We start from the raw sequence: 18,106 nt of genomic DNA on the forward strand, positions 1-18,106 counted from the left end.
ACTCCTGTTTCTTTTATGGATTAATTACGGGGGTTAATTTAAAAAATCAGCTCAAACGAAATAACTTAGGGAACATATACGACTTCAACGCCATCGTCATCATCATCCAGTTCGTCTTCGTTGACTAAATCTGTGCCTTCACGCGCCGCTTTACGAGCCGCACGATATGCTTCACGCTGAGCCTCAGTATTGAGACGCACTTCTGCTTCTAAACGCTCAAAACGCGCTTTTTGTGCTTCAGCGAAGATAGGATCTTCTAGTTCACGCTCACGCTCACGCTCAATCTCATTCATTAAATGATATTTAACTGCATCAGTCCCTTCACCCATTAAGGTTGACGTGCGAAATACATCGCCTGTCCACTCAAGCTCGGCGACAATATGAGTACAAAGCTCATCTAACTCTTCGTCAGGCACCTGATCAATTTTGTTTAATATCAAAATCTGGGGCAAGTTGGATAACTCAGGCGAAAAACGCTCAAGTTCATTCAAGATAACACAAGCATTGGCTACCGGATCGCTGCCATCAATTGGCTTTACATCAACCACATGTAACAGACGACGAGTACGAGCCACATGTTTTAAGAAACGAATGCCAAGTCCAGCACCTTCTGAAGCACCTTCGATCAAACCTGGAATATCTGCCATCACAAATGAGCGATGACGACCGATATCAACCACACCTAGATTCGGAACGAGGGTGGTAAACGGATAGTCAGCAACTTTTGGTCTAGCAGCAGAGACTTGACGAATAAAGGTAGATTTACCAGCATTAGGCAAACCAATCAAGCCAACATCAGCCACAACTTTTAGCTCAAATTTAAGAACTTTTAACTCACCTTCAAAACCAGACGTAGCCTTACGTGGTGCTTGGTTGGTCGAGCTTTTGAAATGGGTATTACCCAAACCACCATCGCCACCTTTGGCAATCAGTAACGTCTGATCAAGTTCAACCAAGTCACCCAACACTTCGTCAGTTTCGGTATCAACTACTGTGGTACCGATAGGTACTGGTAAAAACAAATCATCGGAGCCCTTGCCTGAACAGTTTCTACTGTGGCCATTCTCTGCTCGCATAGCATCGTGACGACGGGTATAACGATAGTCCACTAGGGTGTTGGTGTTATCCTCTGCAATGACGTAAATATCTCCGCCCTTGCCACCATCTCCACCATCAGGTCCACCACGTGGGACATACTTTTCTCGGCGAAAACTGGCGATTCCGTTACCACCGTCACCTGCTTTTACCGTTACGACGGCTTCATCAATAAATCGCATCTTACGTTCCTTAATTTACCATCCAGTTTATCAACTGGTTACAGTCAGCGACTGTATTTTAGGGTATAGCTATGTGTTTGTGTGGTTATAAAAACCAATAATTTTAAAAACTGATTTAAAAAATATTTGCGACCCGTGTGTGAAGCCGCCCTTGGTAGTCATTATGACAATAACACCCGATAACCAATCGGACTATCGGGTGCTTAAGTACTGCATCTAAAAACCGACGAATCTATACGGATTGCAAGGTACTACCGCATAAATGATGTCACCTTAGATTTTTTATGCTGGAATCTGAGTGTAGCTGATTCCAGCCATTTGCGTCGCCAAACGCAATACTTGCGTACTGTAGCCGACTTCATTGTCATACCAAATGTAAACAATGGCATGATTATCCGTCAAAATAGTTGCTTGAGCATCGATGATACCTACATGAGTCGTGCCAACAAAATCCGTTGATACAGCTTCTGTAGAGTCAGTATAAGCAATTTGCGACTGCCAAGTGCTGCTGTTGGCCATCTTGCGCAAAAATTCATTTAACGCATCAGCGCTTTTTGGTGCTGTTTTAAGGTTCAAATTTAAAATAGCTAAACTGACATTGGGCGTTGGTACACGAATAGCATTACCCGTTAATTTACCACTTAGTTCTGGCAATGCTTTGCCAACTGCTTTTGCTGCGCCAGTGCTGGTAATCACCATGTTCATAACTGCACTGCGACCACGGCGATCTGCTTTGTGATAATTGTCGACTAAGTTTTGATCATTGGTGAATGAGTGGATAGTCTCTACGTGACCGTTTTCGATGCCATACTCATCGTTCAATACATTAAGCGTTGGGGTAATAGCATTGGTCGTACAGCTAGCAGCACTCACGATCGTATCGTCGCCAATAGTATTGTTATTCACACCATAAACGACGTTTTTAATATCGCCACCAGCAGGTGCAGTTAACAGAACTTTTTTCACACCAGTAGATTGTAGGTGCTTGCCAAGGCCTGCTTCATCTTTCCAGATACCTGTATTATCGATGACCAAAGCGTTGTCGATACCATAAGCATTGTAGTCGATTTCGCTAGGGTCTTTAGCATAAATTACTTGCACAAAACGACCGTTGATAATCATGCCGTTATTGTCATCATCGATACTAATGCCACCCAAAAATCTACCATGAATCGAGTCACGCTCAAGCAATGAAATACGCTTAGCCAAATCACCAGCAGCAGCTGGACGTACAACGACGGCTTTTAGTTGCAAACCTTTTGCACTTGACGCTTGTGACAGTAGCAGACGGGTCAAAATACGACCAATACGGCCAAAACCATACAATACAACATCCGTCGCGCCATTGACGGCACCTGCATTATTGACAGATTTTAGCGCAGCTTGTACATCAGTGTCATTAGCAATCAATTGACCAACGTCGATACGAGTGGCTTGAATGTCTTTGCTCTCTGCGATGACTTTTACCATCGCTAAAGTGTCAGCGATATCGATAGACTTAGCGCCATGATCACGCAGTGCTACTTTTTGGTGTAGTGCTAATATCTGACCAACTGAGGTAGTACCTAGCGTTTCACCGAACAATGTTACTTGTACATCTTGCTCGTTATAGAGCTTATTCAATAGCCCCATAAGCTCGATCGCTTGTTGCTCTTGGTTGTTGTAATTGCTCAAGTGCTCTTGATGTAGTTGGCGTAAGGTATCAGCATTGCTCACGAGAAACATCCTTATGATCAGTAAAGTATTATGAAAAAGTATCAAACAGATAGATTGAATTTAGTCTAAGTAACCACTCAAATAAAATGACAGAAGAATATTCATGTCAATCATTTTCATCAGAGTGTTTAGATCGCCTAGATTTTAGCTTAATATGCTCTATTTTGCCAGTGCTAACCGATCAGCAAGCACTTATAACGCGTTTTGAGGGTATATTTAATAGATTATAAAAACAAAGGCAGCTTATTACGCTACCTTTTGATAAACACGAATATTTTAGACAGTTATGGCACCAGAGTAACCGTTTGATTACTGTGCGCTGTCAATTTAAATTCTTTTAAATCATATCCTTGTTGTTGGGCAATTTGGCGATACTTTGCGTAAGTTTCCTGACTGATATTGGGCGACCGTGCCAACAACCATAGACTACCTTTATCGGGTGTACCGACCAAAGCTGTCTTGTAATCCGGATCCCGTGCCAACACCCAATAATCAGCGCGACCAACTGGCAGCCAGCGAATCCATGAAGGCAAGAACGTGACTTTCAATTTGCTACCCGTATCGTCAGCAGGTTTTGCCAACCCCTCAGCTACAATGCCTGAACCATCTTCAGCCTGACACTTATTAGTGACTATAATTCCTGAGCCATCTGTTTTTTCGGTGTAATTGGCAGTGACATCACTGGCACAATTGCGCTGAAAATACATCGGCAATCGACCTATCTCATACCACGTACCTGCATATTGTTTGAGATCCACACTATCGACGGTCGTTGGTACATTGGCAGAACTATGCATGATACTGCTAGGCTTCACCGACAATGTCTCTGTTGTCGCTTTATCAGTCGTCGCTGTAGCAGAGGTTTTATTGGCAGACATTGTAGCCGGCAACGGTGCGGCATATGCCGAAAACGCTGCCAACGGTATAATAATCGCTAAGGCAATGCCGGTATGCTTGATAAGCCCGTTCATGAATATGCGCTCCGGTATTTTTTTGTATGAAGTGGCAGTAAATGATAAATCATCGGTTTTTTGGGGTTTTTCTGTTGAAAAATCAGCAGGATCTTCCGACATAAATGCGTCTAATTCACTGATTTTTTGTGCTTGTTTCTTCTGCACTTTTTTATAGCCGCTGGTTTCTTGATAACCGCTGATTTTTTGAGATCCACTGGCTTTTTTGTAGCCATTGGCTGTGTCAAAATCTTCTGGATCACTGTTTTTTGGATCGTTACTATCGATACTACCGTTTTCAATCATAGCAAACTCTTTTGCCTGTGTAAGGCTTTTGTCGATACTCTTGTATCCAAAATAGCTGTCTTGCAGAGACGTATCTCTTGCCAAAGGGTCTGAACGTTCATCGTCATAACTGTCATAGCTAGCATCGTTGCTAGCACTATTGGCATGTTGCCCACTATCATGAGGATAACGAGCCTTTGATTGGCTGAGTTGCTGCGCTTGAGAACCGGCTGCCTGTGAATCAGACCATGCTGACTGAGGTAACTTATTGGTTTTCATAGAGGTACCATTAATTAGTGGTGATGGTTAAAATTGATCAATTATCAAATGATTACCATTTAATTTCTTGCTCAAACACACTGCTAATGTGAAAAATAATACGAGTAAAATTAAATGTTATTAGAAGTAGTGAAGACAGCTTGACCCGATTGCCGGCTTATAAACACTAAAATCGTCATTTATAAAAAATAGCGTGGGTACTTTTAAATGGACACTTTCTAATTTGATAGCTTATCTTAATGGCAGCACTACGATTAAAACAGTGTTGCAATGTAGGAAAACGCAACGGTTTGTAAGTAATTCTATGTTTGTGCTAAAGAATAAACACAGAGTTACTGGCTGGATAAATATAGAGAAGATCCATTACTTGCATAAACCTTTTATAACAAATACCCGATAAAAATAAAGATACGTCCTAAACAAATTGCTAAATAAACTGACGAATACCTGCCACGCTGATACCACCGAACTGAGCGACTCGCCCAATCATGGCTGGTGACAATCCACCCAAGCCGATGACAGGCATATCTGCCAACTGTGCCAGAGCTGACCAATCTGACCAACCTAATGGTGCAGTATCAGGGTGAGTTTGGGTCGCTAATAACGGTGACAGAAAAATACCGATAACTGGTGGTAGCTGCTGCTGTAAACGAGCACTAGCAAGCTTATTGGCAGCATAGATACTAGCCGCATCATGACAACTGACTATCAATGGTCGATCGTTATATAACGTCTGCTCACCTACAGAAACGTGCTCCCCATTATTAAACCATTTCATGAGCGCAGTCTGAGAGAGTTGATGAACAACGACTTGATGAGCAACGATTTGATAGTCAGGTTGCACAGATTGCATGTGATGATCAAAAGGCAGAATCACCTGAATATCTGGACGCAAAGTCATCAGTTGCTTTACGCTGTTATCAAAGCCTGACTCCTTAACTCGAATGTATAGCCAAGCATGAGGCGCTACCTTTTCCTCGTGGTAAGTCAACCATTCTGCTGCTGGATTGGGTCGATCACTAAAGTGTGCCAGAGGATAAGTAATCGCTATCTTCGTGGGTAGTCGCAACCATTCAAGAATCGTTTTATTGGCAGCAGGCAAGTGATACTCTCCCGCCAATAGCGCAGATTTATTGACCCATTTTAGCGCCTGCCCTTCTAAGCCATAGCGAAGATGGCGATGCTGTTCGTACTGTAGTGCTGTCAGCTCAATATTATAGACCTGCAAGCTTACCTGCTTATCCCCATAATCATGATGTAGCCGTCCAAGTTTGACGACCGTATTGCCGTGAATATCGATCCCAGTTTCTTCAGCGACTTCGCGTATTAAGGCCTGTTTTGCGGTTTCATCCGCATCAATCTTGCCACCTACAAACTCATAACGATTACCCTGATGTTGAGCCGCATCGCGGAATCCAAGCAAATACTGTGCTTGATAATGAATAACAGCGACAGCGACGTTTACAATCTTTTGATGACTCGTTGCTGGGATTTTTGAGGGGTTTGGCATAATACTATCCTTAAGTGCTTATTTCATTGTTTGCTGATAATAACTTGAAATGGCGGTCTGCTATGGAATCAAAAGGTAGACAAAACTGGTGAAAATGCACTTGAGATGGGCTTTATCACTACTGCTTCATATAAGTTTACATAATAACTGCATTTTATTTTATCAATTACCTTGCAAAAAAACTCAATCTAAATGATAATTATTATCGTTAATAATTATTACTCTCTGATGTTGACTACTCAACTGTTTTATCAAAAGGAATTTACTATGAGCATGGTTATCTCTCGTTACTTGAACTGCCGCGAAAACCGTCTACCAACTTTACAGTCACAGCATCTGTTTGCCTTGACCAAAGAAGTACGTATTGAGCACGAAGGTGAGGAATATCGCTTACGCTTAACCCGCAACAATCGCTTAATTTTGACCAAATAGTCAAAATTAAACCTCAATAAAAAACGCCTTTCGATGAAGGCGTTTTTTATTGGATAGCGTTTTATTAGGTAGAACATGGTAAGTGCTATTGAGCCACTGTTGCAATTGTTGCAATTGTTGCAATTCATTGATGAATAAGCAACGGATGACAGTGTTACCTAAAACTGCCAACTATAGACCACATCAACTGCGTTCTCTGCCGCTGATGTGGCTTCAACATAAATGCGACGGGTCAACTGGTAACGGACAGATAAGCTGTTTTGCGCATTGAAAACACCCACACCGTAGCGAATATATAAGTCAGGGGTCACGTAACCGGTGACATTGACGTTGGTGTCTTCACTACCGCCAGAAGCATCAACGGTCAGGCTTTGTAGACCAAAGGCCTGACCAATCTGGTTGGTCAAGTTGCGTGTGCCACTCAGGCCAAAGCTCAGACCAGCAGCGGCTAGATTATTAGTCACTTGTGACTTAAATCCTTGCTCACTGATTTGTGTGGCGCTCTTATTATCGATACGACCCGTTACCAAGGCATTCATTGCTTGCTGCTGAGTAAGACCAGCATTGTTAAAGACAATAATATTTGGACTTTCAGTACTGCCTTTAACACGCACGCCAACTGTTTTTCCACTAATGGTTTTGGCGGCCTCAATACTCAAGTTAGGCTTCATGACATCACCATTGAAGCGTACCTGACCATAGTTAAGCTCTAAACTCTGACCAAAGGCATTGATATTGGTACGACGTGATACCTGTACCACCCCTGTGGCGCGCATAATGCCCGTGCCGTTTTGAGTGATATTGATAGCACCTGCCAAAGGAATAACGGCACCAAATCCACGGAAATTAATATCATCCCCTAAATCTACGCCAATATCGGCATTGATCGACCAAGGTTTTGAGATAGCTAAAACTTCGTCGATATTACCAATAAGGCGACGATCAAGGACGACCACATCTTCAGTTTGCGTAATGATGTCTTCACTGGCTTCTGGCGGACGAATGGTCGCCGACGGCACACTGATAGCACCTGTAATGTTGACGTAACGGTCGCCTGGACGCACGATGATATCGATATCAGGATTAATCTCAGCCAATAGCAATGGCGGCTGGGTCAGTACTAGACGCTCACCAGCGATACTCAGTTTGGCTTGTAGTTTTTGCTGCCAGTTTACCGTTCCGGTTAGCGTGCCGCTGCCCGTACCACTATTAAAGGTTCCATCAACAGTCGCTTGCGTGCCACGAATTTTAGCATCGACATTAACTTTTCTTAAATTGACAGGCAGATCCAGCATCGCGATACGACCATTAGCCAATTTAACATCGCCATAGAACTGTGGTTTATCCAATGTGCCACCCACACCACCCGCCATGGTGATATTACCTTCGAGTACGCGCATACCGGGGAAGAAAGGTTTGAAAATCGCTAAATTGAGCTCATTGAGCACCAATGCGCCCGAGATGGGTTTAGGATCTTTATAAGGGTCGACAATAACTTCCGCATAACCACGTGCCCCGCGACCAGTATTGATGTCTGTACGCAGTTTGAGACCCTCAGGTACTGACAAGGCAATCAGTGATACACGCTTATATGACAAACTTATAGGAGCGCTATCACCATCTTGGAGCAAGCCTATTTTGCCATTATCAGAATATAAAGTGGTATTAATAGTCGGTGGACGACCGCGTTGCCAACCGACAACGGCTTTACCATTGATCTGACCATGCCAATCAATATCTTTAGGTAGAAATACTGAAAATAGCGAGGTATCCAGCTTTTGTAGCACTACGTCAACCTGACCACCAGATGGCGAAGCGATTAATTTTTCACGCAAACACAGCTTGCCAGTTTGATCTGCCGCCTGCCAACAGTGTGCGGCAAGTTGCACTTTAAGCTCACGGCTATTGCCGTTCTGATTGTTGGGCAAATTGACGATTAATTGCGCTGGCTGTAGTTGGTTCAACGTGGCATATCTAGACTTGACGCGACCTTTACCAATCACCCCAGACCAACTGAGTGTGTCGCGATTAAAGCCACCTTTGAGTCTTGCCGCAATATCAAGTTGCTCATTCGCGACGTTTAGATCGACCACGTGCGACTTTTCAGTACCATTGAAAGACGCATTAACGCTTTTAAAACTCTGTCCCGCAGCGTCTAAGCCTTCAGCGCTGACAATCAGCTGACTTGGGCTATTTGCTAAGTTGACGATTTTGCCGCGAATACGACCTTGACGCAATATAAAACCTGGGAGCGCAATACGCTCACCGACCAAATCAATATAAATAGTGGGCAAGGCTTGTCCCGCAGGTTGCGATAAGGTCGCACCGCCGGTCACTTTACCGGTCAGCTTATTGGAGAGCTGATCAAGACTGGTGATATTAATCTTGGTTTGTAATTGCTTGGCATTGCCATTAGCAGTGATGTAGTTATCACCCCAACGTAAGACGAGGTTATTGGCATTTAAACTGTCGATTAAGGCGTTCACTTGCTTATATTGTGCTTGTGCATCTTTCGTTTGCAGACGCTTAAAGTAACTCGCCAAGTCTTTTGGCAGACGCATTTTCGCGGCTAAGCTGCCTTTTGCACTAAGCGGCTGACCTTTTAACATGCCGGTCAAGTTGATTTGTTTGATATTAATGGTTTGCTGAGTATCACTCCAGCGACCGTCGGTATCTATAGTACCAGTGATAGCGCTTGGCGTACTCTTGAGGAAATAACCTAAATTAAAGCGATTCATTACCGCCTTAATATCCCAAGCGATACCTTGACGCACATCGACGGTGCCGCTAGCATCGATACTACCTGCAGCGCCGACATGACGGAAGCGTTTAATACGGATGAGTTGAGCATCGCCACTGGCATCAATAGCGAGTTTGCCTGCTGGTAGCTGCTCGGCATCTAATACACCGTTAAAATTTACTGCAAAGCGATTCAATTTACCTTTGGCATTCGCGTTGTTCTTGGATGCAGTTTGCCACTCACCATTGGTTTTTAGGTCACCAGTAATAATGGCGGGATTATTGGGTAAAAAATAACCCAAATTGAAGTTATCAAAGCGACCGTCAACTGTCCAACCAATATTTTTGCGCAAATCGATGACACCTTTTGCATTCACTGCGCCAGCCTCACCGTTATAATTGAGCTTGCGAATACTGATCAGCCTTGGCGTGCCTGCCGCATCGATAGACAGGCGACCCTTTGGCACATCTGCAGTATCGACCTGCCCATCAAAACGCGCATCAAACATAGACAGCTCGCCACCAACGATATCAACTTTGGCGTCACCGCCACCAGTGATGCCGATAGCACGGCCGTCTTGCGTGGCATCAAGCTGCGCCTGCAAATCGGTATTGTTTAAATTAATAATATGACGCTGACCCTTGACTCCGCTTTTGGTGATATTCACTAAGCGACCACTGGCACTAATGCTGCCCGTTAGACGCTCAAGCGGTAAGTCACTACGATACTCTTTGGGTAGTAAGCCATTGGTACGGGCATCAATTTGCCACGTCAATGGGCGCTGCTTGCTCGCCAGTTGGATCTGCCCTGTACCCGATAGGTCACCGACAATGCCATCATAATTAAGGCGATTAATATCGATGACATTACCCACTTTTCGGACACGTACATCGTAGTTGCCTTTGGGAGCGGCATTCAGCTCATTGATCACCGCATTGGCATCGATAGAGAGGGTCGAACCGCGCACGATGACATCCGCTTGACCGCTTGGACTATCGATATTACCGATGTTAGGGACGTTACGACGGGTCAGATTTTGCCAAGTGGCATCGATATATAAAGGCGCTGCCTGTTTGATCTTCGCAGAGGTCTTACCTTGGGTAATATTGGCATTAATATGCTCGCCATCACGCTGACGGAAATCTGCGTCAACTTCTAAGTTACCCGCGCTGTTCTGTTGTTGATAATGTAGCGATAGTCGACCGTTTAATTTTTGCGGGGCATAGGCTTTGAAATCGGCATAGTCGTCAGGAATAACACGGCGAATATCGAAGTTGCTACCGGTCACTCGTACTTTTGCATCGAAGCTATCTTTCCAATCTAAAATACCTTGTAGTATTAAGTTTCCAGCTGGAACCTGAGCATCCAAACGATCAATGCGCAGTTGGCTATTGGCAATCACTGCCCGCCCTTGATAATGCCCTGAAGGGATATCTTTGGCAGTCAGTTCGGTATTAATACGCAGACGTATTTCAGAGATGACACCTGAGGCAGTGGCCGTGCCGCTTTTTAAACGAATATTTTGGCTTTCAGCATAAGGAATCAAAATATCATCCCATTGCAGTTTTGCTTGAAGTGGCAAATCCTTGTCCAATGCCTGTACGACAAAATCACCGCTGACATCGCTATCATTATAGCGACTACGCACTTTGCCGACAGTACGCTTTAAACTGCCTGTGGCAGTGATATTTAGCGGATCGATATAGGCTTTGTCTAAAGCACTCACTTCAGCAATAGCACTCAAATCTAACGGATAGTCACCTTGAAGATCAATCTCACCTTGTAAAGCACTGACTTTGACAATGTCCGCATAGCGTAAGTCACCACGACCTACCGTGACCATGCTGCCAACCCATGTTAAGTCACGAGCGGTAATGTCATGAACGATGATAGGGTCTTTGGTCACTTGCTTATAGACAATCGTTTTTATTTTTGCTTGATCAAAACGCAGGTTCACCGGTAGCTTAAGCGTTTTATAATCGAAAGCCTCACCCGTTGGTGGTTTTTTATTGATAATCTCAATACGTTGAATGTCGGCATCCCGTAGATGGACTTCTTTTGCAAATACTGCACGCCAGCCTATTTTGACATAGGCTTTATCTACCCGTACTTCAAGGTCTTCGGTCGCCTCGATATCGATATCCGTGACCAACAAACCATCACGTAAATTACCGCGCCCATATTTGAATTTAATACCCGTCTCGGCACTGATCTTTTCTAATAAGAACTTGGTACCTGATTCAGTACCAGCCGCATAAAAAAATACGGCGAACATAATTGCTAGCACAATTAGTATGAGCACCAGTAGTTTGAGCAAAAAAGACAGCGGATACCAACGTCTTACAGCACGGGCATCTCGTTGCGCCGGATCTTCATCCGATGAATCATTAGGCGGGGTATTTTCGGTCAACATCACACTCAACTACGTTAAAAAATGATTGTCAACAATCGCTAAAAAACGATTGACGAGGCTCTTATAAAGGCGATCCGATAAAGAAGTGCAATCGAACCGGAATACTCTCTTCTGTCACACCAGCAGCGACATCAACCCGCACCACACCGACTGGCGATGCCCAGCGAATACCAACGCCGACGCCGACTTTGGTTTCAGTCTCGAAGTCTTTGTCATAGGCGTTACCCACATCGGTAAACAACGCACCGCGGAAGCCAGGTCTAAATTCATAGTTATATTCGGCACTACCAACGGCGAGGATTTGTCCACCCGTCAGATAGCCTTTGTCGATAGGCGATAAGCTTTCATAATCGTAGCCGCGAATACTTTGGTCGCCACCCGCGAAGAAGCGCAACTTGTAAGGCACGTCATAAAAGTCATCGGCCCAAATGTAGCCGGTATTGAGGCTACCAAGGACTTGGTGTTTATTATCATTACCAAAGCTATATATACCGCTGACACCCGCACGCACAATTGCCAAATCCGTATCGCTTAATGCCTTTTCAGTTCCTGCTTCAATAGAGTAATACTGACGGATACCACGAGTTGGATTGGTTGCACTATCCACATCCGTTTTATTCATACCATAGCCCAATAACAGCGCTTGTTGCTGCGGGCTAGAAGACGTAAAACGTATGGGCAGATCTTCTAAATTGGCCTCATCCACCCCCGTCTCTAACTCATCTAAACGGTAACGCACAGAGTAGCTACGATTCCAGCCACTGTCACGGCGAATATTACGTGCCAATGCCGCTTTTAGCGTTCGGGTAGATAGATCAAAGTTGCCTTCGCCTTGATCGATGACTTCCTCTTCATAAGTCAGGCGAGCATCTAACTTATCATTAAGCGGATGCTTCCACGGTCGGCTGGCATAGACCGAAACATTCTTAGTAATTCTAGAGACTTCTGTTTCTGCCCCTGCCTGATAGCCTTGACGATTGAGTAGATTGTAATCTATCTTCGCCGTGGCACGTACGCCAGTATCGGTACCATAACCAATACCTACTTGGGCATCGCGTGGCTTACTGGCAGAGACAAAGACATATAGTGGGACTTTTTTACTTTCTCGTACTTGTTGCGGCGTTTTACGTCCTGCCAGCGTTGGTGGTACAAAGTTTTCATCCGCAAGAATGCTTTTTTCATCCGGAAATATTTTTTGTGCCACATTGCTAATAGAGTCACTGATTTTACCTAAAATCGTGTCTGTCTCTTGGTCTTTTTCGTCTAACACCCGATCATCTGGTAGGCGACTTAAACGATTGGCTTTTTGTTTAATGGCTTGAAGTTTTTCCAGTGTTTGCTCGTCTGCCTCAAACTCAATGGCAGCGATATCAGCCGGATTGACTGTTTCTCCACTGTTGGCAGTGTTGGTGCCTTCACTGCCATTTGCCTCATCACTGTTTTGGACAGTGCTATTTTGGACAGTGCCATTCGTATTACTACTCTCTGCCCCATTATTTGCTGCCGCTACGCCATCGATAATTTCTGAAGCATTGACCTCACCATCAACATCGTTGTCAAGAGTATTGGCGGGTGCATTATCAAAAGCTAAAGTACTGTTTTCGCTGCTTTCATTGGGTGGCAAAATGGATTCGACATTCACAGTGTTGAAATAACGCGTCGCCGATAAATCGTTACTAAATTTGGTAATATCGGGGCGATAGAATGGATCACCGGGTTTAAAATCAAACAACTGCTGCAATAAAGACAGTTCGACAGGTAGCTTATCAGGGTCGCGGGTCAGAGTATTGGTCGCTGCATCATAAGTAAAAAACACCACATCATCGTATTCATAACGGTCGCCCGTGTTATAAACCAGCGATATATCAGCGGTGTTGTCTGGCAAAATAATATCGACTGATTTATTTAACCAATATTGGTCGAAATAGCCATAAGTATTGCTGAGTGACTCAAGCGCTGCTTTACTGTTTTTATAGACGCGGTGGTTAAATACATCGCCTTCTTGCGGTGGCAGCTCTTTTTCTAACGCTTGATATTCTTCTTGCGCGCTACCTTCACCACGAATCTCGACAATACGACTGTCCACAGTGACCGGCTCGCCTAAATCCTCAATAACCACCTCAATGATGTCGCTATTGGGTTGGCGCAGACGTAAGGTCACATCGTAATAACCAACGGCTTTTGCGGCATCTAATGCCGTTTGACGCAGACGCGGTAAAGCTGCCGTAAAGTCAACGACAGATTGGACGGTCGTGTCATCAAGCGCCGCCTTAATATTCTTAATCGGTTGCGTGTCTTCGTCTGCTTCGATAACTTTTGGTTGAGCGTTAGTCGCATCGTCAGCAGCGACTTGCTGCAAGTAAACCGTTGTCTCTACATGTGGTAGCGCTAGAGCACCATCATTAAATAACCTATCATAGAGCCGCTTAACGATATTGGTTTTTTTGCGAGACAGCGCCTTAGGCTTTTTGGCCTGCAGGATACTTTGATTGACAGCTTGGGTTTCGGACTGATAATCTGGCAAATAATCATTTGGATTGATGATATCTGATTGTTCGCCTTCCTCTCCTATCACATTATCTGCACTGACTGACATCTGATCATCGATAATAATATTATCGTCATCAGCGCTTCCACTACTGACAGCATCGCTTACGTTAATGGGTCGTGCCATGATTTCAGCGGTCTTAGCCTGTTCAGCCGCCGTCTCATTTCTTCCTAACGTATCAAGGTTGTTCGGTGCTGGCAAGTTGGTGGCGTCGAGACTCACATCTAAACCGATAGGCGGGTTGGTATCGTTTAACGTCGCGATAGGCGCATCAAAGTCGCTGTCGTTATTGCTAATACCATTCATGCCATTAATATCAGTGCTAGTAGCGGCGCTACCATTATTGATACTGTCAATGTCTTGCGCATTTTGCCTATCTAGCGCTGCCAGCTCGCGATCAATTTCCTCAGGCGTCATCATCTGATAGCCTTGCTGCTGCACTGTCTCAGCTTGCTGCAACAAATCCTTATTGGCAACGTTCGCCTGCGCGTCACTCAAGTCGTCTACATCATAAAGCTCATTATCCAAATCATTGTCATTGATATTGTCATTATCATCAACACCTTGCTGATTTGCAGATGCTTGCTCAGATAGTGAATTTTGCGCGTCTGTCTCTTTACTATTAGGCTGCTTATTGCTTAGGTTTTGCTCTCTATAATCATCTAATACTGACTTATCAATGATGCCTTGTTCCACGGCTCTTTTTAGTCGTAAGGCATCCAATGCGATATCGAGCTGAGTGTCTTCAGTAGAAGATGGCTCGCGAGGGGTCGGGGGCTGTGATGCTGTTGGTGGTTGGGCTAGTGTCGCAGTACTGGCGGTTGACCGGCTGGCTGTATTTTGCGTGTCATCATTCTGAGAACCAACGTTCTGACTATCAATGATTTGACTGCTAGTATCGATACCTGTCGTGGTCTCAGCCAATGCCATAGGCGCGATGCCAAAGCCCACCAAACTGGTCGCTAATGCCCTAAAAATCGCAGAACGCGTAAAATAAGTACGCGACAACGCTGGCTGCAACTCATCAATCGCGGCATATTTAGAGGGTTTGATGTTGTTCCCGTCATGACTGGTTAACGCATTACACTGCGTAACTGACAAGTGGCGCGCTAGAGTTGAAGGCTGCTGTTCCATGTATACTTATTTCCTATCACCTCACGCGGCACAAGTCACTGACGATAGACTCATCAGGTATTACCGGTGAATAAACTTATAACAGTTAGCTGAGATGCTCTATGGACTACCGTACTTTTTTATTGCTAAGTTTTAGCGCTGAACGTATATCATCTAAACTTGCTAGCATAAAATAGGTCGTTTTAAGTGATACCGAGTCTTGAGTCTCATTGATACCTTCACCTCATTGATGCTTTCACAAGGTAACCCTTCAAAAGACAACCATGTAAAATTACAAATCATAACTTAGTTAATTATGAAATCATAGCATCGGGCGCATGTATTTTTATCAAAGCCTTGCTATTATACGGCTTAATATTGATAAAACCTATGCTATATTTCGATAAGTTTTTGATAATATTGATAATTGCTTGCACCTCAAAAGCTGCGCGCAGCCCTTATTTTTCATCTATCAGCCGCGATCCATCTGTAGGAATCTTCATGGCCAACCAGTTTCAGTTATTTAAGCGCCGCCGTTTTAGCGCCATGTTTTTTACCCAGTTTTTGGGGGCGTTCAATGACAATATTTTTAAACAAGCACTCATATTAGTACTGACTTATACCGCTGCCAGTCAGTTGGGCATGGAAGTTAGTATTTTAAATAACTTAGCGGCAATGCTATTTATACTACCCTACTTTCTATTTTCGGCATTGGCGGGACAAATCGCTGATAAGTTTGAAAAGTCAAAGCTCACGCGCTTCATTAAAATGCTTGAGCTGGTCATTATGGCGATTGCTGCTGTAGGCTTTGTCTTTGAGTGGTACGGCTTATTATTTGTGGCGTTGTTTTTGATGGGCACACATTCAACTTTTTTTGGCCCGATTAAATACGCTTACTTACCGCAAGCGATGAAGGAAGATGAGCTCGTCGGTGCCAATGGTTTGTTTCAGATGGGCACCTCACTGGCTATCCTCATTGGTATGATTGTCGCCGGTGTTTTGACCCAGCTATCGCAATCCCTTTATTGGATTAGCGCCACCGTATTGGTCGTCGCTGTTTTGGGTTATCTAGCAGCCCGATATATTCCTACGATGCCCGCCATGCAGCCGACGCTCAAGATTAATTGGAATATTTTTACCACCAGCTGGTCGACGGTACGCTATTTATACTCGCTGCCTTTCTTATTCTTTGTCATTCTTGGCAACAGCTGGTTTTGGTTTTATGGCGCGACGTTTTTGACCCAAGTACCAGAATTCAGCAAAGTCATTTTGCATGGCGATGAGTCAGTGGTTATTTTCCTATTAACGTTATTTTCTGTTGGTGTGTCGATCGGGTCTTTGTTATGTAAAACCTTGACCAAAAACCAAGTCAGTTTACGCTTACTTCCTTTTGGTATTGCTGGTTTAAGTATTTTTGCTATCGATTTGTATTTTTCCTTGTCAGGACTAAACATTGACGTTAACACTGAGACGTTACTGGGTATTGGTGATTTGTTTGGCGTGAGTGGCAGTTGGCGCGTGTTTGCCGATTTGTTCTTTTTAGGGTTTAGTGGCGGCTTATATATTGTCCCTTTATATGCGTCTATGCAGGCTTACGCGCCCAAAAGCCACCGCGCACGTATCGTTGGTGCCAACAACATTTTTAATGCCATCTTTATGGTCAGCTCAGCGATTTTTGCGATTGTGGTGCTCAACACCTTAGGATTGACGCTACCGCAATTATTCTTGGTCACTGGTCTGCTAAACATTGCTTTTGGTGCGTTTTTATATATTAAGCTGAACAAACACGTGAAGCATGCGGTCATCCAAACTCATGATGATGAGCTTAGCCGACAAGATTAGATGCTTCGAAGATCTAACGAGCATTAGTAAAGTTGGTGTTTGCTGAATCATACAGCCGATAATAGTGGTGCCGATAATTTGTATTGTTTGCTATAGTAATGTGCATGAACAGAATATGACTGTTTTAAAAAGCACGTAGCCTTAATAAAAGTATTTTATTGATAAAAAATAAAGCCATCAGGAGTGAATCATGGCCCTGCGTCCCTTATCTAAAATTGACCAGCTATTGCTTGGGGTTGACAAGGCATTGCGAGCGGTTGTTCCGCACTCAAACCCCAGTACCCGCCCATTGCCCGTCAGTAATGACGATATTCCTGAGCTGACCATTACGGAGGCGCGTCACGTGGCAGGACTGATGCGCATCAATCATACTGGCGAAGTATGTGCGCAAGGTCTATATCACGGTCAAGCCTTTGCTGCCAAAGACAATGGCGTCAAGCAAGCCATGCAGCATTCAGCCGAAGAAGAAGTCGATCATTTGGTGTGGTGCGAGACACGTTTAAAGGAATTAGGCAGTCATGCTAGCCTTTTTACCCCATTATGGTACGGCATGTCTTTCGGTCTTGGTGCGGTAGCAGGCACTATCTCTAACGAGTTTAGTTTGGGGTTTGTCGCCGAAACCGAGGCGCAAGTCAGCGAGCATTTGCAAGAGCATATCGGGCAATTACCCGTCCATGATCAGCGCTCAAGAGAGATACTGGCGCAAATGGATATTGAAGAATTGCACCATCGCGAGCTGGCACTAGCAAGTGGTGGCGCGGCCTTATCACCACCGGTGCGTCAGACCATGCGTTGGATGGCAAATCGGATGAAAGCCACGGCTTATCATCTGTAAATGCATAGTGAGTAGCGCCTCTCATAGGGCTGACTGAATTATTTAATTTAACAATCCTACTACTGATAGCATTCAGCTTAATTTGCTAGGGTATTAGAAATTTGCAAGATTGCGCGCCAATAATACAAAACATTTTAGACAATACAAAACAACTATCAATCGATTG

General features: G+C 44.3%; 9 protein-coding genes. 3 read left to right on the forward strand and 6 right to left on the reverse strand.

What is annotated here, in order from left to right:
* Positions 1-65: 65 nt before the first annotated feature.
* From cgtA to J5X94_RS03365, 4 genes are all read right to left on the reverse strand, one after another.
* Positions 66-1,277 carry an Obg family GTPase CgtA gene (gene cgtA, locus J5X94_RS03350; RefSeq protein WP_010200157.1) on the reverse strand — a complete coding sequence of 404 codons (1,212 nt, stop codon included), beginning with the start codon at positions 1,275-1,277 and terminating at the stop codon, positions 66-68.
* A 282-nt stretch (positions 1,278-1,559) separates the two neighbouring features.
* The gene (locus J5X94_RS03355; RefSeq protein WP_210540103.1) at positions 1,560-3,002 is read right to left on the reverse strand and encodes a glyceraldehyde-3-phosphate dehydrogenase; all 1,443 of its coding nucleotides are present in this window, start codon (positions 3,000-3,002) and stop codon (positions 1,560-1,562) included.
* 275 nt (positions 3,003-3,277) lie between these two features.
* Entirely contained in the window at positions 3,278-4,507 is a 1,230-nt protein-coding gene (locus J5X94_RS03360; protein WP_210540105.1) for a lipocalin family protein, read from the reverse strand.
* A 427-nt stretch (positions 4,508-4,934) separates the two neighbouring features.
* Positions 4,935-6,017, reverse strand: coding sequence for an NUDIX domain-containing protein (locus J5X94_RS03365; RefSeq protein WP_210540107.1), 1,083 nt, complete (start codon positions 6,015-6,017; stop codon positions 4,935-4,937).
* A 273-nt stretch (positions 6,018-6,290) separates the two neighbouring features.
* Between J5X94_RS03365 and hemP the strand changes: the two genes are divergently transcribed.
* Complete coding sequence (gene hemP / locus J5X94_RS03370) at positions 6,291-6,449, forward strand: hemin uptake protein HemP (RefSeq protein WP_227672156.1); 159 nt, start codon at positions 6,291-6,293, stop codon at positions 6,447-6,449.
* A 158-nt stretch (positions 6,450-6,607) separates the two neighbouring features.
* Here hemP and J5X94_RS03375 read toward each other — a convergent pair whose 3' ends face one another.
* On the reverse strand, positions 6,608-11,602 hold the full coding sequence (locus tag J5X94_RS03375) for a translocation/assembly module TamB domain-containing protein (protein ID WP_210540523.1): 4,995 nt from the start codon (positions 11,600-11,602) through the stop codon (positions 6,608-6,610).
* Between the two features lie 61 nt (positions 11,603-11,663).
* Positions 11,664-15,284 (reverse strand): autotransporter assembly complex protein TamA, encoded by a 3,621-nt coding sequence (locus tag J5X94_RS03380; RefSeq protein ID WP_210540109.1) that lies wholly within the window; start codon positions 15,282-15,284, stop codon positions 11,664-11,666.
* 480 nt (positions 15,285-15,764) lie between these two features.
* On the opposite strand from J5X94_RS03380, the gene J5X94_RS03385 reads away from it, so the two are divergent.
* Both J5X94_RS03385 and coq7 read left to right on the forward strand, forming a co-directional pair.
* Entirely contained in the window at positions 15,765-17,105 is a 1,341-nt protein-coding gene (locus J5X94_RS03385; protein ID WP_210540111.1) for an MFS transporter, read from the forward strand.
* A gap of 196 nt (positions 17,106-17,301) precedes the next feature.
* Positions 17,302-17,940: a 2-polyprenyl-3-methyl-6-methoxy-1,4-benzoquinone monooxygenase gene (gene coq7, locus J5X94_RS03390; protein WP_026037258.1), complete on the forward strand. Its 639-nt coding sequence runs from the start codon at positions 17,302-17,304 to the stop codon at positions 17,938-17,940.
* Positions 17,941-18,106: the final 166 nt, after the last annotated feature.

The sequence above is a fragment of the Psychrobacter sp. K31L genome (genome assembly GCF_017942195.1).
Classification (GTDB): domain Bacteria; phylum Pseudomonadota; class Gammaproteobacteria; order Pseudomonadales; family Moraxellaceae; genus Psychrobacter; species Psychrobacter glaciei.